Raw genomic sequence first — 16613 nt, 5'->3', positions numbered from 1 at the left:
GGCCGCCGGCCCCCCTTCATGACATCGGCTGAGGGTCAGCCCGCGTCGGCATCCTCGGCCGGGGCGTCCTCGGCGGGCGCCTCCTCGGCGGGGGCCGCGTCATCGGAACCGGCGATGGTGACCGACAGCATGTAGTCGGGCTCGGTCACGGCACCGTTGGCCGCCGCGTCGCCCTTCTTGATGGCGTCCAGAACCTCCCAGCCCTCGATCAGCTGGCCCACGACGGTATATTCGCCGTCCAGGAAGGGCGCCGGGGCCAGGTCGATGAAGAACTGGCTGTTGGCGCTGTTGGGGTCCATGGCGCGGGCCATGCCCACGGTGCCGCGGTCGAAGGTCGCGTCGCTGAACTCGGCCTCAAGGTCGGGCAGGTCGCTGCCGCCCATGCCGGCCATGGCGGTGTCGCCATCTTGGCGGCCGTTCTCGACGTCGCCGGTCTGGGCCATGAAGCCGTCGATCACGCGGTGGAAGACCACCCCGTCATAGGCGCCCTGATTGGTCAGCTCGACCAGGCGGGTGACGTGGTTCGGGGCCAGGTCCTCGCGCAGGTCCAGGACGATCGTGCCCTTGGACGTGCCTTCGGCATCCGCGACCTCGATCACCATGTTCGGGCCGTCGGTATCCTCGACGGCGGGGTTGGTGCCCTGCGCGGTCGCGGCGGAGCCCAGCATCAGCAGGGCGGGGATCAGGGCCAGCTTACGCATCGGCGGCCACCTTGACGCTGATCATGCGGTCGGGGTTCACCGGCGGCTCGCCGCGGGCGATCTTGTCGACATGCTCCATCCCCGAGATGACGCGGCCATAGACGGTGTACTGGCCGTTCAGGAAATGGTTGTCCTTGAAGTTGATGAAGAACTGGCTGTTCGCGCTGTTCGGGTTCTGCGACCGGGCGGCGCCCAGGGTCCCACGGTCATGCGGCAGCTTTGAGAATTCCGCCGGCAGGTCCGGCAGGTCCGAACCGCCCGTGCCCGAACGGCCCGGGTTGTAGTTCTTTTCCATGTTCGCATGCTCGACATCGCCGGTCTGGGCCATGAAACCCTCGATCACGCGGTGGAACGCCACGTTGTCATAGGCGCCGGCGCGGGCCAGCTCCTTCATGCGCTCGGCATGCTTGGGCGCCACGTCCTTCAGCAGCTCGATGACGACGGGGCCGTCCTTCAGCTCGATGATGACGGTGTTCTCCGGGTCCTTGATCTCGGCCATCTGGCCCTCCTTTGTCAGGTGCGACCCCTGATCTAGGGGCTGTCGCGGCCCGGTGCAACGCGCGAAACCGTGACGGGGTCCCGATGCGGTCGCATGGGCGCGGCCTGATCGGGCGCGGTTGACGGCGCGCCTGCCATGCGGGACAAGTTCCGCCAAACTTGGACCCTGAGGGATGCGACATGGCAAAGTTCAACACCATCGACGACATGGATCTTGACGGAAAGGTCGTGCTGACCCGCGTCGACGTGAACGTTCCCGTCGAGGACGGCCAGGTCACCGACACGACGCGCATCGACAAGATCGTGCCGACGGTCAAGGACATCCAGGCCAAGGGCGGCATTCCCGTCCTTCTGGCGCATTTCGACCGCCCCAAGGGCAAGCGCGTGGATGCCATGAGCCTGCGCCAGATCCTGCCCGCGCTGGAGGCGGCCCTGGGTCAGCCGGTGGTCTTTGCCGAGGACTGCATCGGCGGCGCGGCCAAGCGGGTCGTGGCGGCGCTGGAGCCGGGGCAGGTGGCCCTGCTGGAGAACACGCGCTTTCACGCGGGCGAGGAGGAGAACGACGCCACCTTCGCCGCGTCGCTGGCGGCGCTTGGCGGGGCCTATGTGAACGACGCGTTCTCGGCAGCCCACCGGGCGCATGCCTCGACCGAGGCGCTGGCGCGGCTCTTGAACGCGGGCGCGGGCCGGCTGATGGAGGCCGAGCTGAAGGCGCTGGACGCGGCCCTGGGCGATCCGCAGCGGCCGGTGATGGCGGTCGTGGGCGGCGCCAAGGTCTCGACCAAGCTGGAACTACTGACGAACCTGGTCGAGAAGGTCGACCATCTGGTGATCGGCGGCGGCATGGCCAACACCTTCCTGGTCGCCAAGGGCGTGGAGGTCGGCAAGTCGCTGGCCGAACGCGACATGGCCGACACGGCCCGCGCGATCCTGGAGAAGGCCGAGGCCACGGGCTGCCGCATCCACCTGCCGGTGGACATCGTGGTCGCGCGCGAATTCAAGGCCGGCGCCGCGTCCGAGACGCTGCCCGTCGATCAGTGCCCCGCCGATGCGATGATCCTGGACGCCGGCCCCGACACGGTCGAGGCGCTGCGCCAGGCCATGACCGCCTGCCGCACGCTGATCTGGAACGGCCCCTTGGGCGCCTTCGAGATCGCGCCCTTCGACGCGGCCACGAACGCCGCCGCGCAGGCCGCGGCCGATCTGACCGATCAGGGCGTGCTGACCTCGGTCGCCGGGGGCGGCGACACGGTCGCGGCGCTGAACAAGGCGGGCGTGGCCGAGCGGTTCACCTTCATCTCGACCGCGGGCGGCGCGTTCCTGGAGTGGATGGAGGGCAAGACCCTTCCCGGAGTCGCGGCCCTCGAGGCGGCGCGGCGCTAGGGCGCGTCCGGTCGGGCGGTCCGCCGCCCGATCGTCTGCTCCTGATAGCCCGACAGCATCCGCAGCCAGTCCGCATAGGGCATGGGCGGCGTGACACGCGGCCGGTCTGACGGCCCGCTCCGATCCTGGGGATCGACCTCGCGCGCGGCCTGCCGCGCGGCGGCGGGCGGGGTGCGGGCATCGGCATGACCGCCGCCCGTGGCGGGGGGATGGGTCGCGGGACTGATCGTCAGCATCGTTGCCTCCGTTGGGGATGGACGGGCCGGTACGCATCACCGAAGGGTGCCGGGCATTTGCCGAAAAATCGATGGAAATGCGTCTAAGGTTTTAGCGATCGCCATTCCGGCGCGGGGTCGGGGACTGCGCATCGGCCTGTTTTTGTTAGCGTAACCAGCATTGCCGCCGGATGGGTGCGTGCTATCCAGCCCGCATCACCCAAGGAGGATTTCCATGCAGATGACCGAGACGGTGCGCCGCATCCTGGCCCATTACGAAGGCGAGACGCCGGGCGTGAAGGCGCAGCTGGCGCGGATGATGATGACCGGCAAGCTGGCCGGCACCGGCAAGATGATCATCCTGCCCGTCGATCAGGGCTTCGAGCACGGGCCCGCGCGGTCCTTTGCGCCGAACCCGGCGGGCTATGACCCGCATTACCACTATCAGCTGGCCATCGACGCGGGGCTGAACGCCTATGCCGCCCCCCTGGGCATGATCGAGGCGGGGGCGGACACCTTCGCGGGCCAGATCCCGACCATCCTGAAGGTCAACAGCGCCAACAGCCTGATGTCGGATACGGCCGGCAAGAACCAGGCGATCACGGCGTCGGTCGATGACGCGCTGCGGCTTGGCTGTGCGGCGATCGGCTTCACGATCTATCCGGGTTCGGACATGGCGCTGGACATGTTCGAGGAGATCGTCGCCATGCGCAAGGAAGCCGCGGCCAAGGGCGTGGCGACCGTCATCTGGTCCTATCCGCGCGGAGAGGCGATCACCAAGGACGGAGAGACGGCCATCGACGTGGCCGCCTATGCGGCCCAGATCGCGGCGCTGATCGGCGCGCATATCATCAAGATCAAGCTGTCCACCGATCACCTGATGCTGGCAGAAGCCAAGAAGGTCTATGAGGACAAGGCGATCGACATCGCGACCCAAGCCAAGCGGGTCGAGCATTGCATGCAGGCGTCCTTTGGCGGGCGGCGCATCGTGGTGTTCTCGGGTGGGGCGGCCAAGGGGACCGATGCGGTCTATGACGACGCGCGCGCGATCCGCGATGGCGGCGGCAACGGATCGATCATCGGGCGCAACAGCTTTCAGCGGTCGCGCGAGGATGCGCTGGCGATGCTGGGCAAGCTGGTCGACATCTATCTGGGCAAGGATGCCTGACCAAACGGACGCGCCCCCGAAGAGGGGGCGCGACACGATCAGCGCCTTGCGGCGCGGGACGGGGGCCGATGGCCCCCTTTTTCACACTTCCTCGATGCGCAGTTCGACCGGGTCGCTGACCAGCACCCCGGTGCGGGGCAGGGCCTCGATGGCGTAGTCGATCGCCTCGGGCGTGGTCTTGTGGGTCACGACCAGGACCGGGACGCTGGCCGGGCTGTGCTGGCCATACTGGCGCATCCGGTCGATCGAGATGCCGGCATCGCCCAGGACCGTCGCGACCTTGGCCAAGGCACCGGGTTTGTCCTGCAGCTCCAGCCGGATGTAGTAAGCTGCGGGCACGGCCGTGCGGGCGGGCTGCGCCGCGGTCAGGCTCCCCGCGGGCTGGCCGAAGACCGGCAGGCGCACGCCGCGGGCGATCTCGACGATGTCGGACATGACCGCGCTGGCGGTCGGGCCTTCGCCCGCGCCCGCGCCGCGCAGCACGATCTGGCCCACGCTGTCGCCCTCGATCACCACCATGTTCGTGCCGCCCACCAGCTGCCCCAGGGGGCTGTCGGCGGGCACCAGGCAGGGCGACATGCGCTGTTCCAGGCCGCGCGCGGTCATCTGCGCCACGCCCAGCAGCTTGATGCGGTAGCCCATGTCGCGGGCGCGGTGGATGTCGTCGATGCTGACGCGCTCGATCCCCTCGATCTCGACGGCGTCGAAGTTGACCTGGGTGCCGAAGGCGATGGACGACAGGATCGCCAGCTTGTGGCCCGCGTCGATGCCGCCCACGTCCAGGGTCGGGTCGGCCTCCAGATAGCCCAGCTGGCGCGCCTCCTCGAAGACCGCGTCATAGGGCAGGCCCGCGCTTTCCATCCGCGTCAGGATGTAGTTGCAGGTGCCGTTCATCACGCCCATCACGCGGGTGATGCGGTTGCCGGCCATGCTCTCGGTCATCGACTTGATCACCGGGATGCCGCCCGCGACGGCGGCCTCGAAGCGGATCACCCGGCCCAGATCCTCGGCCAGCTGCGCCAGCTCCTGGCCGTGCATGGCCAAAAGCGCCTTGTTCGCGGTGACGACGTCCTTGCCCGATCGCAGCGCGGCCTCAATGCTGTCGCGCGCGATGCCCGCGTCGCCGCCGACCAGCTCGATGTAGACATCCACGTCATCGGCCGTGGCGACCGCCATCGGGTCCGTCTCCCACCGATAGGAGGAGAGGTCCGCGTCGCGGTTCTTCATGCGGTCGCGCGCGCTGACCGCGGTGATCGCGACCGGACGCCCCGAGCGCATGGCCAGCAGGTCGGCGTGTTTCTGGACGATCTTGACGACACCGATCCCGACGGTGCCAAGCCCGGCGATGCCGAGGCGGAGGGGGGACGACATAGGTTCCTCTCATCCTTGATTTCGCGGGTGTTAGCGCGCCGGGCCGTCTGTTGCAACGCGCGAAGCGGTCGCGGCAGCCGCCTGTGGCACGGCTGCCGCGCGATCACGGGTCAGTTCCGGCCCATTCGCCCTCGATGCCGGTGCGGCGCATCACCGCGACGACTTGGCGCGCGGCCTGCAGCGTGCGGTCGCGGATCTCTGCGATCTCGGCCGCGGTCATGTCATGGGGATGGCGTTCGCCGCGGGTGTTGATGAAGGTCGGATGCCAGCTGCCGGGCTGCGCGCCGGGCCGCCAGGAGGCGTGGCACAGCAGGTTCCGCAGGCGCCGCAGCTCGGGCAGGCTTCGGCTGAGGCTGTCCAGGTCGCCCACCGCATTGCGCCGGGCGGCCGCCAGGAAGCTGTCGATCAGCGTTCCGAGCGTGTCGTCGGCCAGATCCTCCATCCGGCGCAGCCAGGCGTGCAGGGCGTGATCGCCCGCATCCTCTCCCAGCCCCTGCCGGGTCAGCGAGAAGATCGCCCGCTTCAGCGCCTCCTCCAGAAAGCCGAAGGCCGCGACCGCGTGGCCGAGCCCCGCGGCCATCTCGTCGGGCAGGCGGTCGGGGGCGCGGGGCAGCGCCATCACTCACGCCACAGCCGGTCCACCCAGGAGGTCGGCCGGACATAGTGGCGCAGATGCTTCCACGCGCTTTCCCGCCGCGGCCCGGTGACCGTCGCGCGCAGATGCTCCAGCGGCGGGCGAACCGGGTCGGCCTCGTCCCACCGGCCCAGGATGGCGTCGGGCGGGTTCAGGCTGCCGGGGAACATCACGATCCGGGTGCCGCGCGGGATGCGCGGCTCCATCAGGTAGTTCAGCGGGAAGGGCGGGACGCAGTGGAACCGGAAATGCGCCAGCCAGCCGCGCGGCCAGAAGGTGACGCCACCCGGTGCATTGCGGGTGACGAAGCGCTGTTCATACTTGTAGGTGTCGGCGGCGCCCTGCGGATCGGCGGCGAAGATCTGCTGCAGCGGCGCCAGCTTGCCCACCCGCATCCGATAGACCGAGGTCTGGCCCATCTTCTCGAAAGGCGTGTTGGGGTTCAGGCCCAGGACGGTGTCGTCCGGGTCGCCATGCTCGAAGAACGCGTCCAGGCTGCCTGTGACGATCACGTCGAGGTCCAGGAACAGCACGACCCCGGTCACGTCGCCCAGATCGCCCCAGAGCCGCGATTTCGGCCATTTGCCGCGCGTGTTCACGGGCGCCTGATAGGCGAAGTCGGGCAGGGGCCGCACCGCCACGTCCGGATGCAGCCCCGTCCAGTCATCGGTGAAGCAGAACAGCCGGAAGGGCGGCGTGATGTTGCGCGCGATCATCGCATGCAGGCGGTTCACGTATTCGGGGCCGAACTTGGTGCCCCACTTGATGCAGATGATCTGCTTCGTCGATCCGTTCCGCCCGTCACTCATGGTCCACCCGCTCTCTTTGCCCGCAGGGTTTCACAGCCACCATCCTTAGGCAAGCAGGCCCCGCATTCGTCGCCACGGCCGGGGGGTGCGGGGGGCTGGCCCCCGGCCGTCGCGGGACGCAATCCTCAGGCGCGGGCGGCCCGGATCAGGCCCAGGATATCCGCCGCCGCCGAGGGAATGTTGGTCCCCGGCCCGAAGATCGCCTTGACGCCCGCCCGGCGCAGGAAGTCGTAATCCTGCTGCGGGATCACGCCGCCGCAGATGACCAGGATATCGCCCGCCCCCGCGGCCTTTAGCGCCTCGATCAGCTTGGGTGCCAGGGTCTTGTGCCCCGCCGCCTGGCTGGAGATGCCGATCACATGGACGTCATTGTCCACCGCATCCTGCGCCGCCTCCTCCGGTGTCTGGAACAGCGGGCCCACATCGACGTCAAAGCCGATATCGGCAAAGGCCGTGGCGATCACCTTGGCGCCGCGGTCATGACCGTCCTGACCCATCTTGACGACCAGCATGCGCGGGCGGCGGCCCTCCTCCTCGGCAAAGGTCTCGACGTCGCGCTGGATCTGGGCAAAGCCCTCGTCGCCCTCATAGGCCGCGCCATAGACGCCCGCCAGGGTGCGCACCTCGGCGCGGTGGCGTCCGAACTCCTCTTCCATGGCCATGCTGATCTCTCCGACGGTGGCGCGGGCGCGGGCAGCCTCGACGGCGGCCTCCAGCAGGTTGCCGCCCTCGCGGGCGCGGCGGGTCAGCTCGGCGAGGGCGGCGGTGCAGGCCGCCTCGTCGCGGGCCGCGCGGATGCGGTTCAGGCGGGCGATCTGGCTGTCGCGGACAGCGACGTTGTCGATGTCCAGGATGTCGATCGGGTCCTCCTTCTCCTTGCGGTATTTGTTGACGCCCACGATGACGTCCTCGCCCCGGTCGATCAGGGCCTGGCGCCGGGCGGCGGTCTCCTCGATGCGCAGCTTGGGCATGCCACTGGCCACGGCCTTGGTCATGCCGCCCATCTCCTCGACCTCCTCGATCAGGGCCCATGCCTTCTCGGCCAGCTCCGCGGTCAGGCTCTCGATGTAATAGCTGCCCGCCAGCGGATCGACGACATGGGTGATGCCCGTCTCCTCCTGCAGGATCAGCTGGGTGTTCCTCGCGATGCGGGCGCTGAAATCGGTGGGCAGCGCGATGGCCTCATCCAGCGCGTTGGTGTGCAGCGACTGCGTGCCGCCAAGCGCCGCCGACATCGCCTCATAGGCGGTGCGGATGACGTTGTTGTAGGGGTCCTGCTCCTGCAGGCTGACGCCCGAGGTCTGGCAATGGGTCCGCAGCATCAGGCTGGACTGCTTCTTGGGCTGGAATTCCGACATGATCCGGTGCCACAGCAGGCGCGCGGCGCGGAGTTTCGCGATCTCCATGAAGAAGTTCATGCCGATGGCGAAGAAGAAGGACAGCCGCCCCGCGAAGGCATCCACGTCCATGCCCGCCGCGATCGCCGCGCGCACATATTCGCGCCCGTCGGCCAGGGTATAGGCCAGTTCCTGGACCAGGTTCGCCCCGGCCTCCTGCATGTGATAGCCCGAGATCGAGATGGAGTTGAACTTGGGCATCTCGGCCGAGGTGTATTCAATGATGTCCGCGATGATCCGCATGCTGGGTTCGGGCGGATAGATATAGGTGTTGCGGACCATGAACTCCTTCAGGATGTCGTTCTGGATGGTTCCCGACAGCACCGCGCGGGAATGGCCCTGCTCCTCTCCGGTGACGATGAAATTGGCCAGGATCGGGATGACCGCGCCGTTCATGGTCATCGACACCGACACGCGGTCCAGCGGGATGCCGTCGAACAGGATCTTCATGTCCTCGACCGAATCGATGGCGACGCCGGCCTTGCCCACATCGCCTTCGACGCGGGGATGGTCGCTGTCATAGCCGCGATGCGTGGCCAGGTCGAAGGCCACCGACACGCCCTGCTGCCCCGCCGCCAGCGCGCGGCGATAGAAGGCGTTCGATTCCTCGGCGGTGGAGAAGCCCGCATATTGCCGGATGGTCCAGGGCCTGCCCGCATACATCGTGGCGCGCGGGCCGCGGGTGAAGGGCGCGATGCCCGGCAGACCGTCCAGATGCTCCATCCCCTCCAGATCGGCGGCGGTATAGAGCGGCCTGACCGCGATCCCCTCCAGCGTGTCCCAGGTCAGGCTGGAGGGATCGCGCCCCTTCAGCTCGGCCTGCGCCAATTTGCGCCAGTCCTCCAGCGTGGGTTTTGTCATGATACGTCCTTTCCTGCCGACCGTCCTGCCCTATATTCAGGACATGACGAGGTGCCGATGAGATTGAGATTATTCATTATCGTGATGGCCTTGGCCGCGATGGGTCCGGCGCGCGACGAGGCTGCCCCTGATGCGGAGAGTGTGTCGCGGGTCAATCCCGCCCGCCTGCCGCCGGTGGCCGCACGCGAGCCCGCCCCCCCGGCCGAGGACCCCGCACCCCGCTCGGACCGGCTGGAATTCCTGTCTGCGAACGACGCCGCGCCCGCGGATTTCCTGTGGAGCCGGCGCCCGGTCGTGGTCTTTGCCGACACGCCCGACGATCCGTCCTTCGTCCAGCAGATCGCCGCGATGGAGCGTGACGGCGCGGCGCTGGTCGGGCGCGATGTGGTGGTCGTCACCGACAGCGACCCGGCCTCCGGAAGCTCGTGGCGGCGCGACCTGCGTCCGCAGGGCTTCTCCCTGGTGCTGATCGACAAGGACGGGCAGGTCAAGATCCGCCGCCCCAGCCCCTGGGACGTGCGCGAGATCGGCCGCGCCATCGACCGCCTGCCGCTGCGCCGCCAGGAGGTCGGCCCGGCGCGATAGGCCGGGACCGCGCGAAACTTGTGGATTTGCTGCGCGTTCCCTATATCATCGGGGAAGGCGGACGTCCGGTCCGCCACCGCAAGGGAGCAGATCATGCCAGCATCCAAACCGGCACCCGCATCGCGCGCTGATCGCACCATCCGCAGCGTGGACAGCGATCCCCGGGTGCAGATCGTGACCCGTCCCGACGACAAGGCCCCGCAGGCCGCAAGCCGCGCGAATGAGATCGTGCGTGTCCTGGGATTGCCGCCCATCACCGGCCTCTCGGGGCCGCGGATCGGGTATTGATCCGGCGCGGATCGCGTTCCAGATCGGCCCGCATCGCCGCCAGTTCCCCCGGCAGGTCGCGCCGCAGCCGCTCGACGGTATCGGGATCGACCTCCAGCACGGGCTTGGGCAGGCTCTCCGTCAGCGCTGCGATGGCGCGCAACCCGGCATCACGGGCCTCGCTGGTCAGCAGCAGATAATCGGCCATCATCCCGCCACGCCGTGCCGCGGCCTTCTGCGGGGCGCGCTGCATGTCCTCGGCCAGCGACATCATCACCGCCAGAAGCCGGTAATACAGCACGATCGGGTCGATCACCGACCGGGGCAGGATGTTGATGTCGCCGATGACCGCCGCATAGATGCGGTCGTTCGCATGGCGCGGCGGGCTGGGCTCCAGCCGTCCGGCGCGGGCCAGCGCGATCAGCCGTTCCGCCTCGGCCGCGTCGGGGGTCTGCCGTTCCAGCGTGAAGACATGGGCGCGGATCTCAGCCAGCAGGGCGCGCTGCAGGTCCTCGCGGCGCAGCAGGCGCTGCGCCTCGTCCCGCGCCGCACTTTCGCGCCGCGCCACGATCCAGCCCAGGGCCACGAAGGCCCCACCGACCAAGGCCTGCTGCAGCTGCGGGCTGAGATAGGCGTCAAGCGGCGCCATGACACCCCACCCCGAAAGGACATCCGATGCCCCGCCTGATGCTGACCGCCCTGACCGCGCTCTGGCCCGTGATGGCCCCGGCCGAGACCGCCCGCGGGGCGGAGCCGGACATCCTCGAGCGGCTGCGCTGGCAGGCGCGGCCCATCGTGGTGCTGGGCCCGCCCGACGATGTCGCCGGGCAGGTGGCGCTTCTGGAGGACCGCCAAGCCGAGCTGGCCGAGCGCGACGTGGTGGTGCTGACCGACGGGCCCGGTGTCGCTGCGCTGCGCGACGGGCCGGGCTTCCGGCTGCTGCTGATCGGCAAGGATGGCGGGGTCAAGCTGGACCGGCGCGTGCCCGTCGCGGTCGACACCATCCTGTCGCTGATCGACAGCATGCCGATGCGCCGGCGCGAGGCGGAGTGAACGCTCACCGCCGCACCCGTCTGTCGGCCGCCAGCGCGGCCAGACCCGCCAGCACATGGCCCAGGGCCGCGGCGACCGCCGCTTGACGCAAGGTCGCGGCCCCCTGCAGCAGCGCGATCAGGCAGCCGCCCCAGAGCACCGCGGACAAGGGCAGCGCCGCCGCCCAGAAGCGCCATCCCCGCCAGCGCCCGGCCATCAGGCCGAAGGCCAGCTGGAACAGCGCCAGCCCGACCAGCGGCGGCAGCAGATAGGCCAGCGGCACCGCCGTGCCCAGCATCGGCACCGTCCGCGCCGCCACCGCCGACAGCGTGCCCGCCGCCCCGGCGACGCCCAGCAGGGCGGCCAGAAGATAGGCGGGCAGGGCGAGGATCATTCGAACTCCATGATGACGTCATCGACCTTCAGGCTCTCGCCCGGCGCCGCGTTCACGGATTTGACCACGCCCTTGCGCTCGGCGCGCAGGATGTTCTCCATCTTCATGGCCTCCACGGTGGCCAGCGCCTGGCCCTCCTGCACCTCGTCGCCCTGGGCCACGTTGACGGCGACGACCAGGCCGGGCATCGGGCACAGCAGGAACTTCGACGTGTCGGGCGGCAGCTTCTCGGGCATCAGCCGGGCCAGCTCGGCCGCGCGCGGCGCGCGGACATGGACCCGCAGATCGGCCCCGCGCGTGCGCAGCCTGAGGCCCGCCGCGATCTTCTCGACCTTCAGCAGCAGCGGGCGCCCGTCGACCTCCAGCCGCGCCAGCGCCTGACCGGGGCGCCAGTCGCCCTCGACCCGGATGCTGCGGCCCGCGATGGTGACATCGGCGCCCTGCGCATCGGCCGCGATGCGCACCGGCCAGTCCTGCTTGCCCGCAAAGACCACCCATTCGTCGCCCACATGGCGTTCGTGGTTGTCCAGACGCCCGCTGATGCGGGTGCGGCGGATCTCGGCCACGCGGTGCATGGCGGCGGCGGCGGCGGCGATGCGGTGCATCTCGTCCTCGGGCAGGGTCGCGCCCTGGAAACCGTCGGGGTACTCCTCGGCGATGAAGGCCGTGGTGATGTCGCCCGCGACGAATTTCGGGTGATCCATCACCGCCGACAGGAAGGGCAGGTTGTGCCCGATCCCCTCGACCTCGAAGGCGTCCAGCGCGATGCGCATTGCCTCGATGGCCTCGCCGCGGGTCGGGGCCCAGGTGCACAGCTTGGCGATCATCGGGTCATAGAACATGCTGATCTCGCCGCCCTCATAGACGCCGGTGTCGTTCCTGACCGCGGCCGCACCCGTCGGCGCGCCATGGGCCAGCCACTTGCCCCCGGTCAGCATCGGCCCCGCGGCCACCTCGACCGGCGGGCGATAGCGGGTCAGGCGCCCGATGGAGGGCAGGAAGCCGCGATAGGGGTCCTCGGCATAGAGCCGGCTCTCCATCGCCCATCCGGTGATCGTCAGGTCGGACTGCGCGAAGGGCAAAGGCTCTCCGGCGGCGACGCGGATCATCTGCTCGACCAGGTCGACGCCGGTGATCAGCTCGGTCACGGGATGCTCCACCTGCAGGCGGGTGTTCATCTCGAGGAAGTAGAAGTTGCGGTCGCCGTCCACGATGAACTCGACCGTGCCTGCGCTGGTGTAGCCGACGGCCTTGGCCAGGGCCACGGCCTGCTGACCCATGGCGGCGCGGGTGGCCTCGTCGAGGAAGGGCGAGGGCGCCTCCTCGATGACCTTCTGGTTGCGCCGCTGGATCGAGCATTCGCGTTCGTGCAGATAGACGGCGCCTCCGTGCTGGTCGGCCAGGACCTGGATCTCGATATGGCGCGGCTGCGTCACGAACTTCTCGATGAAGATCCGGTCGTCGCCGAAGCTGTTGGCGGCCTCGTTCTTCGATGACTGGAACCCCTCTCGGGCCTCCTCGTCGGACCAGGCGATGCGCATGCCCTTGCCGCCGCCGCCGGCGCTGGCCTTGATCATCACCGGATAGCCGATGCTTGCGCTGATCCGTGCGGCCTCGTCGGCATCCGCGATCAGGCCCATGTGGCCGGGGACCGTGCTGACCCCCGCCTCCTGGGCGATCTTCTTGGAGGTGATCTTGTCGCCCATCTTCTCGATCGCGCCCGAGGGGGGGCCGATGAAGACCACGCCCTCGGCCTCCAGCGCCTCGGCGAACTTCCGGTTCTCGGACAGGAAGCCGTAGCCGGGATGGACCGCCTCGGCGCCGGTCTGGCGGATCGCGTCCATGATCCTGTCGATCACGATGTAGGACTGGTTGGCGGGGGCCGGGCCGATATGGACGGCCTCGTCCGCCATGCGCACGTGCAACGCGTTGCGGTCGGCATCGGAATAGACGGCGACGGTGGCGATGCCCATCTTGCGGGCGGTCTTGATGACGCGGCAGGCGATCTCGCCCCGGTTGGCGATCAGGATCTTCTTGAACATGGGCTCCCCCCCAGGACGGAACGTGAAAAAGCCGCCCGAAGCGCAAGGCTTTGGACGGCTTGGCAGACGGTCGGCGCGACGGGTGCGCCGATCAGCAGGTCACTGGCACAGACGGACGTCGTTGCACAGCGCACCGGCCGCGCCGCCGATGGCCGCGCCCTTGATGGCGTTCTCGCCGCTGACGCTGGCGATGGTCGCGCCGACGCCGGCACCGATGAGGGCGCGGTCGGTGTCGGTCGGATTGATGCCCTGGGTGCAGCCGGCGATGGCCGTGGTGCCGACCAGAGCGGCGATGGCGAGGAATTTGGACATGGTGAAGATCCTGTCAGTTGGGGGGCGGCACGGCAACGCGCCGCCCGCCCGAATGGTTCAGCAGCGCAGCGATCAGTAGCGACGCTGGCAGACGCCCGCGTCGTCGCACAGCGCGCCGCCCACGGCGCCGATGGCCGCGCCGGTTGCCAGGTCCTCATCCAGGGCCTTGGCGATGACCGCACCGGCGACCGCGCCGCCTGCAGCGCGCTGCGCGTCGGGCGCGATGCCGCCGCCCTGATAGCCGGGAGCGCAGGCCGACAGGCCGGCCGCAACCAGAGCCAGACCGGCAAGGCGGAGCGAGAAAGAAGTCTGCATGATGAAAAACCTGTATTGAGAGGCCCGCCGGGGGCCGGTTGAAGGTGGTGCCGGGTTATCGCATAGCTGTCGCCCACGTCAAACTGACATGCGTGTGACTTCAAGGGGTTCAGCGCGAAATCGCCCATCAGTCGTCGTCGGCCCCGTCGTCGTCCCACCCATCCTCGTCGTCCCAATCGAAGGCCGGGGCCTGATCCTTGACGAAGAGTTCGGGGAAGGCCGCCTCGGCCGCGGTCATGTCGACGCGCAGCAGCTGGTCGTAATCGGCGGGGTCGAATTCGCCCACCGCCACGACCTCGCGGCCGATCAGCCAGGACAGCCGTCCGGCGTCCAGATTGCCGCGGGGAAAGGGTTCGTCGCCGAAATGCGCGATCAGCGCGGACAGGAAGCCCGCATCGGCGCGCTTGTCGGCGGGCCTGCGGTCCTTGAACCGCTCGCGGCGCGTGATGGGCGTGGCGCCCTTCTTGCGATTCTCGCGCCGGATGACGAACTGGAAGTCGGTGCCGGGCAGGCGCCCGGGAAAGCCGCGATGCTTCAGCATGGCATGGCCCCTGTGCTGGGGCGCGCGGGCCGGATCGCTGCGCACGGGCAGGCAGGCCGCCCGCGCGCGATGGTCGGACGGCCGTTCTTAGCCGAATTTGCCCTGATAGACAGGCTCGGTCGTGACGGGGTTGACCATGGGCGCGGCCGGGGCGGTCGGGACATAGACGTCGGCAGGCTGCTGGCGCTGGCACGCGGCGAAGGCGGAAACCAGCACGAGGCTGAGGATGATCTTTTTCGACATGGAAACATGCTCCTGTAGGGCGGGCGGTGTTGCGCCCGGCTGCTCGGGTTGTGGTCGGCTTGTTGATCTGCCGGCCTGCGCGGCATGATAGAGAAGCCCGCCGCGATCAGACAGGGACGCAGGAAGGCGGGCGCCAAAGCGCCGCCCCCCTGTGGCCCGGCTGCATCATTCACGACCTTGTGCATCGCGCGCCCGTCCCCGTCCGTCACAGCGGAATGTTGTCGTGCTTTTTCCACGGGTTCGTCAGCCGCTTGCCGCGCAGGCTGGCAAAGGCGCGGGCCACCCGGCGACGCGTCGACCGGGGCTGGATCACCTCGTCGATGAAGCCCTTTTCGGCGGCCACGAAGGGGTTGGCAAAGCGGTCCTCGTAATCCTTGGTGCGGGCGGCGATCTTCTCGGCATCGCCCAGTTCGCTGCGATACAGGATCTCGACCGCGCCCTTGGCGCCCATCACCGCGATCTCGGCCGTGGGCCAGGCATAGTTGAAATCGCCGCGCAGATGCTTCGACGCCATCACGTCATAGGCGCCGCCATAGGCCTTGCGGGTGATGACCGTGACCTTGGGCACCGTCGCCTCGCCATAGGCGAACAGCAGCTTTGCCCCATGCTTGATGACGCCGCCATATTCCTGGCCGGTCCCCGGCAGAAAGCCCGGAACGTCGACCAGCGTCAGGATCGGGATCTCGAACGCGTCGCAGAACCGCACGAAGCGCGCGGCCTTGCGCGAGCTGTCGATGTCCAGGCAACCGGCCAGCACCATCGGCTGGTTCGCGACGACCCCCACGGTCTGCCCCTCGATGCGGATGAAGCCGATGATGATGTTGCCCGCGAAATCCTTCTGGATCTCATAGAAGTCGCCCTCGTCCGCGACCTTGGCGATCAGCTCCTTCATGTCGTAGGGCTGGTTCGGGTTGTCGGGGATCAGCGTGTCCAGGCTGGGCTCGATCCGCGCCGGGTCGTCGAAGAAGGGCCGGGTCGGGGCCTTTTCGCGGTTGTTCAGCGGCAGGAAGTCGAACAGGCGGCGGATCTCGGTCAGAGCCTCGACATCGTTCTCGAAGGCGCCGTCCGCGACCGAGGATTTCTTCGTGTGGGTCGATGCGCCGCCCAGCTGTTCGGCGGTCACGACCTCGTTCGTGACGGTCTTGACCACGTCGGGACCGGTCACGAACATGTAGGAGGTGTCGCGCACCATGAAGATGAAGTCGGTCATCGCGGGCGAATAGACCGCGCCGCCCGCGCAGGGGCCCATGATGACGCTGATCTGCGGCACTACGCCCGAGGCCATCACGTTGCGCTGGAACACCTCGGCATAGCCCGCAAGGCTCGCCACGCCCTCCTGGATGCGCGCGCCGCCCGAATCGTTCAGCCCGATCACCGGGGCGCCGTTCTGCATCGCCATGTCCATGATCTTGCAGATCTTCTGGGCGTGGGTTTCCGACAGGGACCCGCCGAAGACGGTGAAGTCCTGGCTGAAGACATAGACCATGCGGCCGTTGATCGTGCCCCATCCGGTGACGACGCCGTCGCCCGCGGGCCGGTCGTCCTGCATGTCGAAGTCGGTGCTGCGATGGGCGACGAACATGTCGAACTCCTCGAAGCTCTCCTCGTCCAGCAGCAGGTCGATGCGCTCGCGCGCCGTCAGCTTGCCGCGGGCGTGCTGGGTGTCGATGCGCCGCTGCCCGCCACCCAGACGGGCCTGCTGCCGCCGCTCTTCCAACTGCTGCAGAATGTCCTTCATCGCGCCCTCCTGTCCGACGGGATGACGCTAATGCGATGGCGGCACGGCGCAAGACAATTTGCGAAAATTTGCAAACAATGCCGTCAGGCCGCATCGCAAACTGAATA

General features: G+C 68.7%; 20 protein-coding genes. 5 read left to right on the top strand and 15 right to left on the bottom strand.

Annotated elements, in window-relative coordinates:
* Nucleotides 1-35: 35 nt before the first annotated feature.
* Nucleotides 36-701: a peptidylprolyl isomerase gene (locus AACG61_RS09095; protein ID WP_411836816.1), complete on the bottom strand. Its 666-nt coding sequence runs from the start codon at nucleotides 699-701 to the stop codon at nucleotides 36-38.
* On the bottom strand, nucleotides 694-1200 hold the full coding sequence (locus AACG61_RS09090) for a peptidylprolyl isomerase (RefSeq protein ID WP_411836815.1): 507 nt from the start codon (nucleotides 1198-1200) through the stop codon (nucleotides 694-696). Before AACG61_RS09090 ends, AACG61_RS09095 begins: the two co-directional genes overlap by 8 nt.
* A 179-nt stretch (nucleotides 1201-1379) precedes the next feature.
* On the opposite strand from AACG61_RS09090, the gene AACG61_RS09085 reads away from it, so the two are divergent.
* Nucleotides 1380-2582: a phosphoglycerate kinase gene (locus AACG61_RS09085; protein WP_411836814.1), complete on the top strand. Its 1203-nt coding sequence runs from the start codon at nucleotides 1380-1382 to the stop codon at nucleotides 2580-2582.
* On the opposite strand, the gene AACG61_RS09080 is transcribed toward AACG61_RS09085, so the two are convergent.
* Entirely contained in the window at nucleotides 2579-2818 is a 240-nt protein-coding gene (locus AACG61_RS09080; RefSeq protein WP_411836813.1) for a hypothetical protein, read from the bottom strand. The genes AACG61_RS09085 and AACG61_RS09080 overlap by 4 nt on opposite strands.
* A gap of 214 nt (nucleotides 2819-3032) precedes the next feature.
* Between AACG61_RS09080 and AACG61_RS09075 the strand changes: the two genes are divergently transcribed.
* On the top strand, nucleotides 3033-3965 hold the full coding sequence (locus AACG61_RS09075; RefSeq protein WP_411836812.1) for a class I fructose-bisphosphate aldolase: 933 nt from the start codon (nucleotides 3033-3035) through the stop codon (nucleotides 3963-3965).
* A gap of 81 nt (nucleotides 3966-4046) precedes the next feature.
* Here AACG61_RS09075 and AACG61_RS09070 read toward each other — a convergent pair whose 3' ends face one another.
* The 4 genes from AACG61_RS09070 to scpA all read right to left on the bottom strand — a co-directional run bounded on the left by AACG61_RS09070 (nucleotide 4047) and on the right by scpA (nucleotide 9037).
* Entirely contained in the window at nucleotides 4047-5336 is a 1290-nt protein-coding gene (locus AACG61_RS09070) for a homoserine dehydrogenase (protein WP_411836811.1), read from the bottom strand.
* Nucleotides 5337-5439: 103 nt separating this feature from the next.
* Nucleotides 5440-5955 (bottom strand): hypothetical protein, encoded by a 516-nt coding sequence (locus AACG61_RS09065; protein ID WP_411836810.1) that lies wholly within the window; start codon nucleotides 5953-5955, stop codon nucleotides 5440-5442.
* Complete coding sequence (locus AACG61_RS09060; protein ID WP_411836809.1) at nucleotides 5955-6779, bottom strand: glycosyl transferase; 825 nt, start codon at nucleotides 6777-6779, stop codon at nucleotides 5955-5957. Before AACG61_RS09060 ends, AACG61_RS09065 begins: the two co-directional genes overlap by 1 nt.
* Before the next feature lie 125 nt (nucleotides 6780-6904).
* Entirely contained in the window at nucleotides 6905-9037 is a 2133-nt protein-coding gene (scpA, locus tag AACG61_RS09055) for a methylmalonyl-CoA mutase (protein WP_411836808.1), read from the bottom strand.
* 57 nt (nucleotides 9038-9094) lie between these two features.
* Between scpA and AACG61_RS09050 the strand changes: the two genes are divergently transcribed.
* Nucleotides 9095-9622, top strand: a complete 528-nt coding sequence (locus AACG61_RS09050) for a DUF4174 domain-containing protein (protein ID WP_411836807.1) — start codon at nucleotides 9095-9097, stop codon at nucleotides 9620-9622.
* Between the two features lie 93 nt (nucleotides 9623-9715).
* Complete coding sequence (locus AACG61_RS09045; protein ID WP_411836806.1) at nucleotides 9716-9910, top strand: hypothetical protein; 195 nt, start codon at nucleotides 9716-9718, stop codon at nucleotides 9908-9910.
* On the opposite strand, the gene AACG61_RS09040 is transcribed toward AACG61_RS09045, so the two are convergent.
* Nucleotides 9876-10538 carry a hypothetical protein gene (locus AACG61_RS09040; protein WP_411836805.1) on the bottom strand — a complete coding sequence of 221 codons (663 nt, stop codon included), beginning with the start codon at nucleotides 10536-10538 and terminating at the stop codon, nucleotides 9876-9878. The genes AACG61_RS09045 and AACG61_RS09040 overlap by 35 nt on opposite strands.
* A gap of 26 nt (nucleotides 10539-10564) precedes the next feature.
* Between AACG61_RS09040 and AACG61_RS09035 the strand changes: the two genes are divergently transcribed.
* Entirely contained in the window at nucleotides 10565-10942 is a 378-nt protein-coding gene (locus AACG61_RS09035) for a DUF4174 domain-containing protein (RefSeq protein WP_411836804.1), read from the top strand.
* Between the two features lie 4 nt (nucleotides 10943-10946).
* Here AACG61_RS09035 and AACG61_RS09030 read toward each other — a convergent pair whose 3' ends face one another.
* The 7 genes from AACG61_RS09030 to AACG61_RS09000 all read right to left on the bottom strand — a co-directional run bounded on the left by AACG61_RS09030 (nucleotide 10947) and on the right by AACG61_RS09000 (nucleotide 16506).
* Nucleotides 10947-11315: a hypothetical protein gene (locus tag AACG61_RS09030; RefSeq protein WP_411836803.1), complete on the bottom strand. Its 369-nt coding sequence runs from the start codon at nucleotides 11313-11315 to the stop codon at nucleotides 10947-10949.
* Nucleotides 11312-13357, bottom strand: a complete 2046-nt coding sequence (locus AACG61_RS09025) for an acetyl-CoA carboxylase biotin carboxylase subunit (protein ID WP_411836802.1) — start codon at nucleotides 13355-13357, stop codon at nucleotides 11312-11314. The genes AACG61_RS09030 and AACG61_RS09025 overlap by 4 nt, the downstream gene beginning before the upstream one ends.
* A gap of 99 nt (nucleotides 13358-13456) precedes the next feature.
* The gene (locus tag AACG61_RS09020; RefSeq protein ID WP_411836801.1) at nucleotides 13457-13669 is read right to left on the bottom strand and encodes a hypothetical protein; all 213 of its coding nucleotides are present in this window, start codon (nucleotides 13667-13669) and stop codon (nucleotides 13457-13459) included.
* 72 nt (nucleotides 13670-13741) lie between these two features.
* Nucleotides 13742-13984: a hypothetical protein gene (locus AACG61_RS09015; protein ID WP_411836800.1), complete on the bottom strand. Its 243-nt coding sequence runs from the start codon at nucleotides 13982-13984 to the stop codon at nucleotides 13742-13744.
* 127 nt (nucleotides 13985-14111) lie between these two features.
* Entirely contained in the window at nucleotides 14112-14525 is a 414-nt protein-coding gene (locus AACG61_RS09010; protein ID WP_411836799.1) for a hypothetical protein, read from the bottom strand.
* 87 nt (nucleotides 14526-14612) lie between these two features.
* Nucleotides 14613-14768 (bottom strand): hypothetical protein, encoded by a 156-nt coding sequence (locus AACG61_RS09005; RefSeq protein ID WP_411836798.1) that lies wholly within the window; start codon nucleotides 14766-14768, stop codon nucleotides 14613-14615.
* Between the two features lie 205 nt (nucleotides 14769-14973).
* Nucleotides 14974-16506 carry an acyl-CoA carboxylase subunit beta gene (locus tag AACG61_RS09000; protein ID WP_411836797.1) on the bottom strand — a complete coding sequence of 511 codons (1533 nt, stop codon included), beginning with the start codon at nucleotides 16504-16506 and terminating at the stop codon, nucleotides 14974-14976.
* Between the last annotated feature and the right edge of the window lie 107 nt (nucleotides 16507-16613).

The sequence above is a fragment of the Paracoccus sp. ME4 genome (genome assembly GCF_046736325.1).
Taxonomy (GTDB): Bacteria; Pseudomonadota; Alphaproteobacteria; order Rhodobacterales; family Rhodobacteraceae; genus Paracoccus.
Note: the sequence above shows the minus strand (reverse complement) of the source record. Positions and strands in the feature narration are given on the sequence as shown.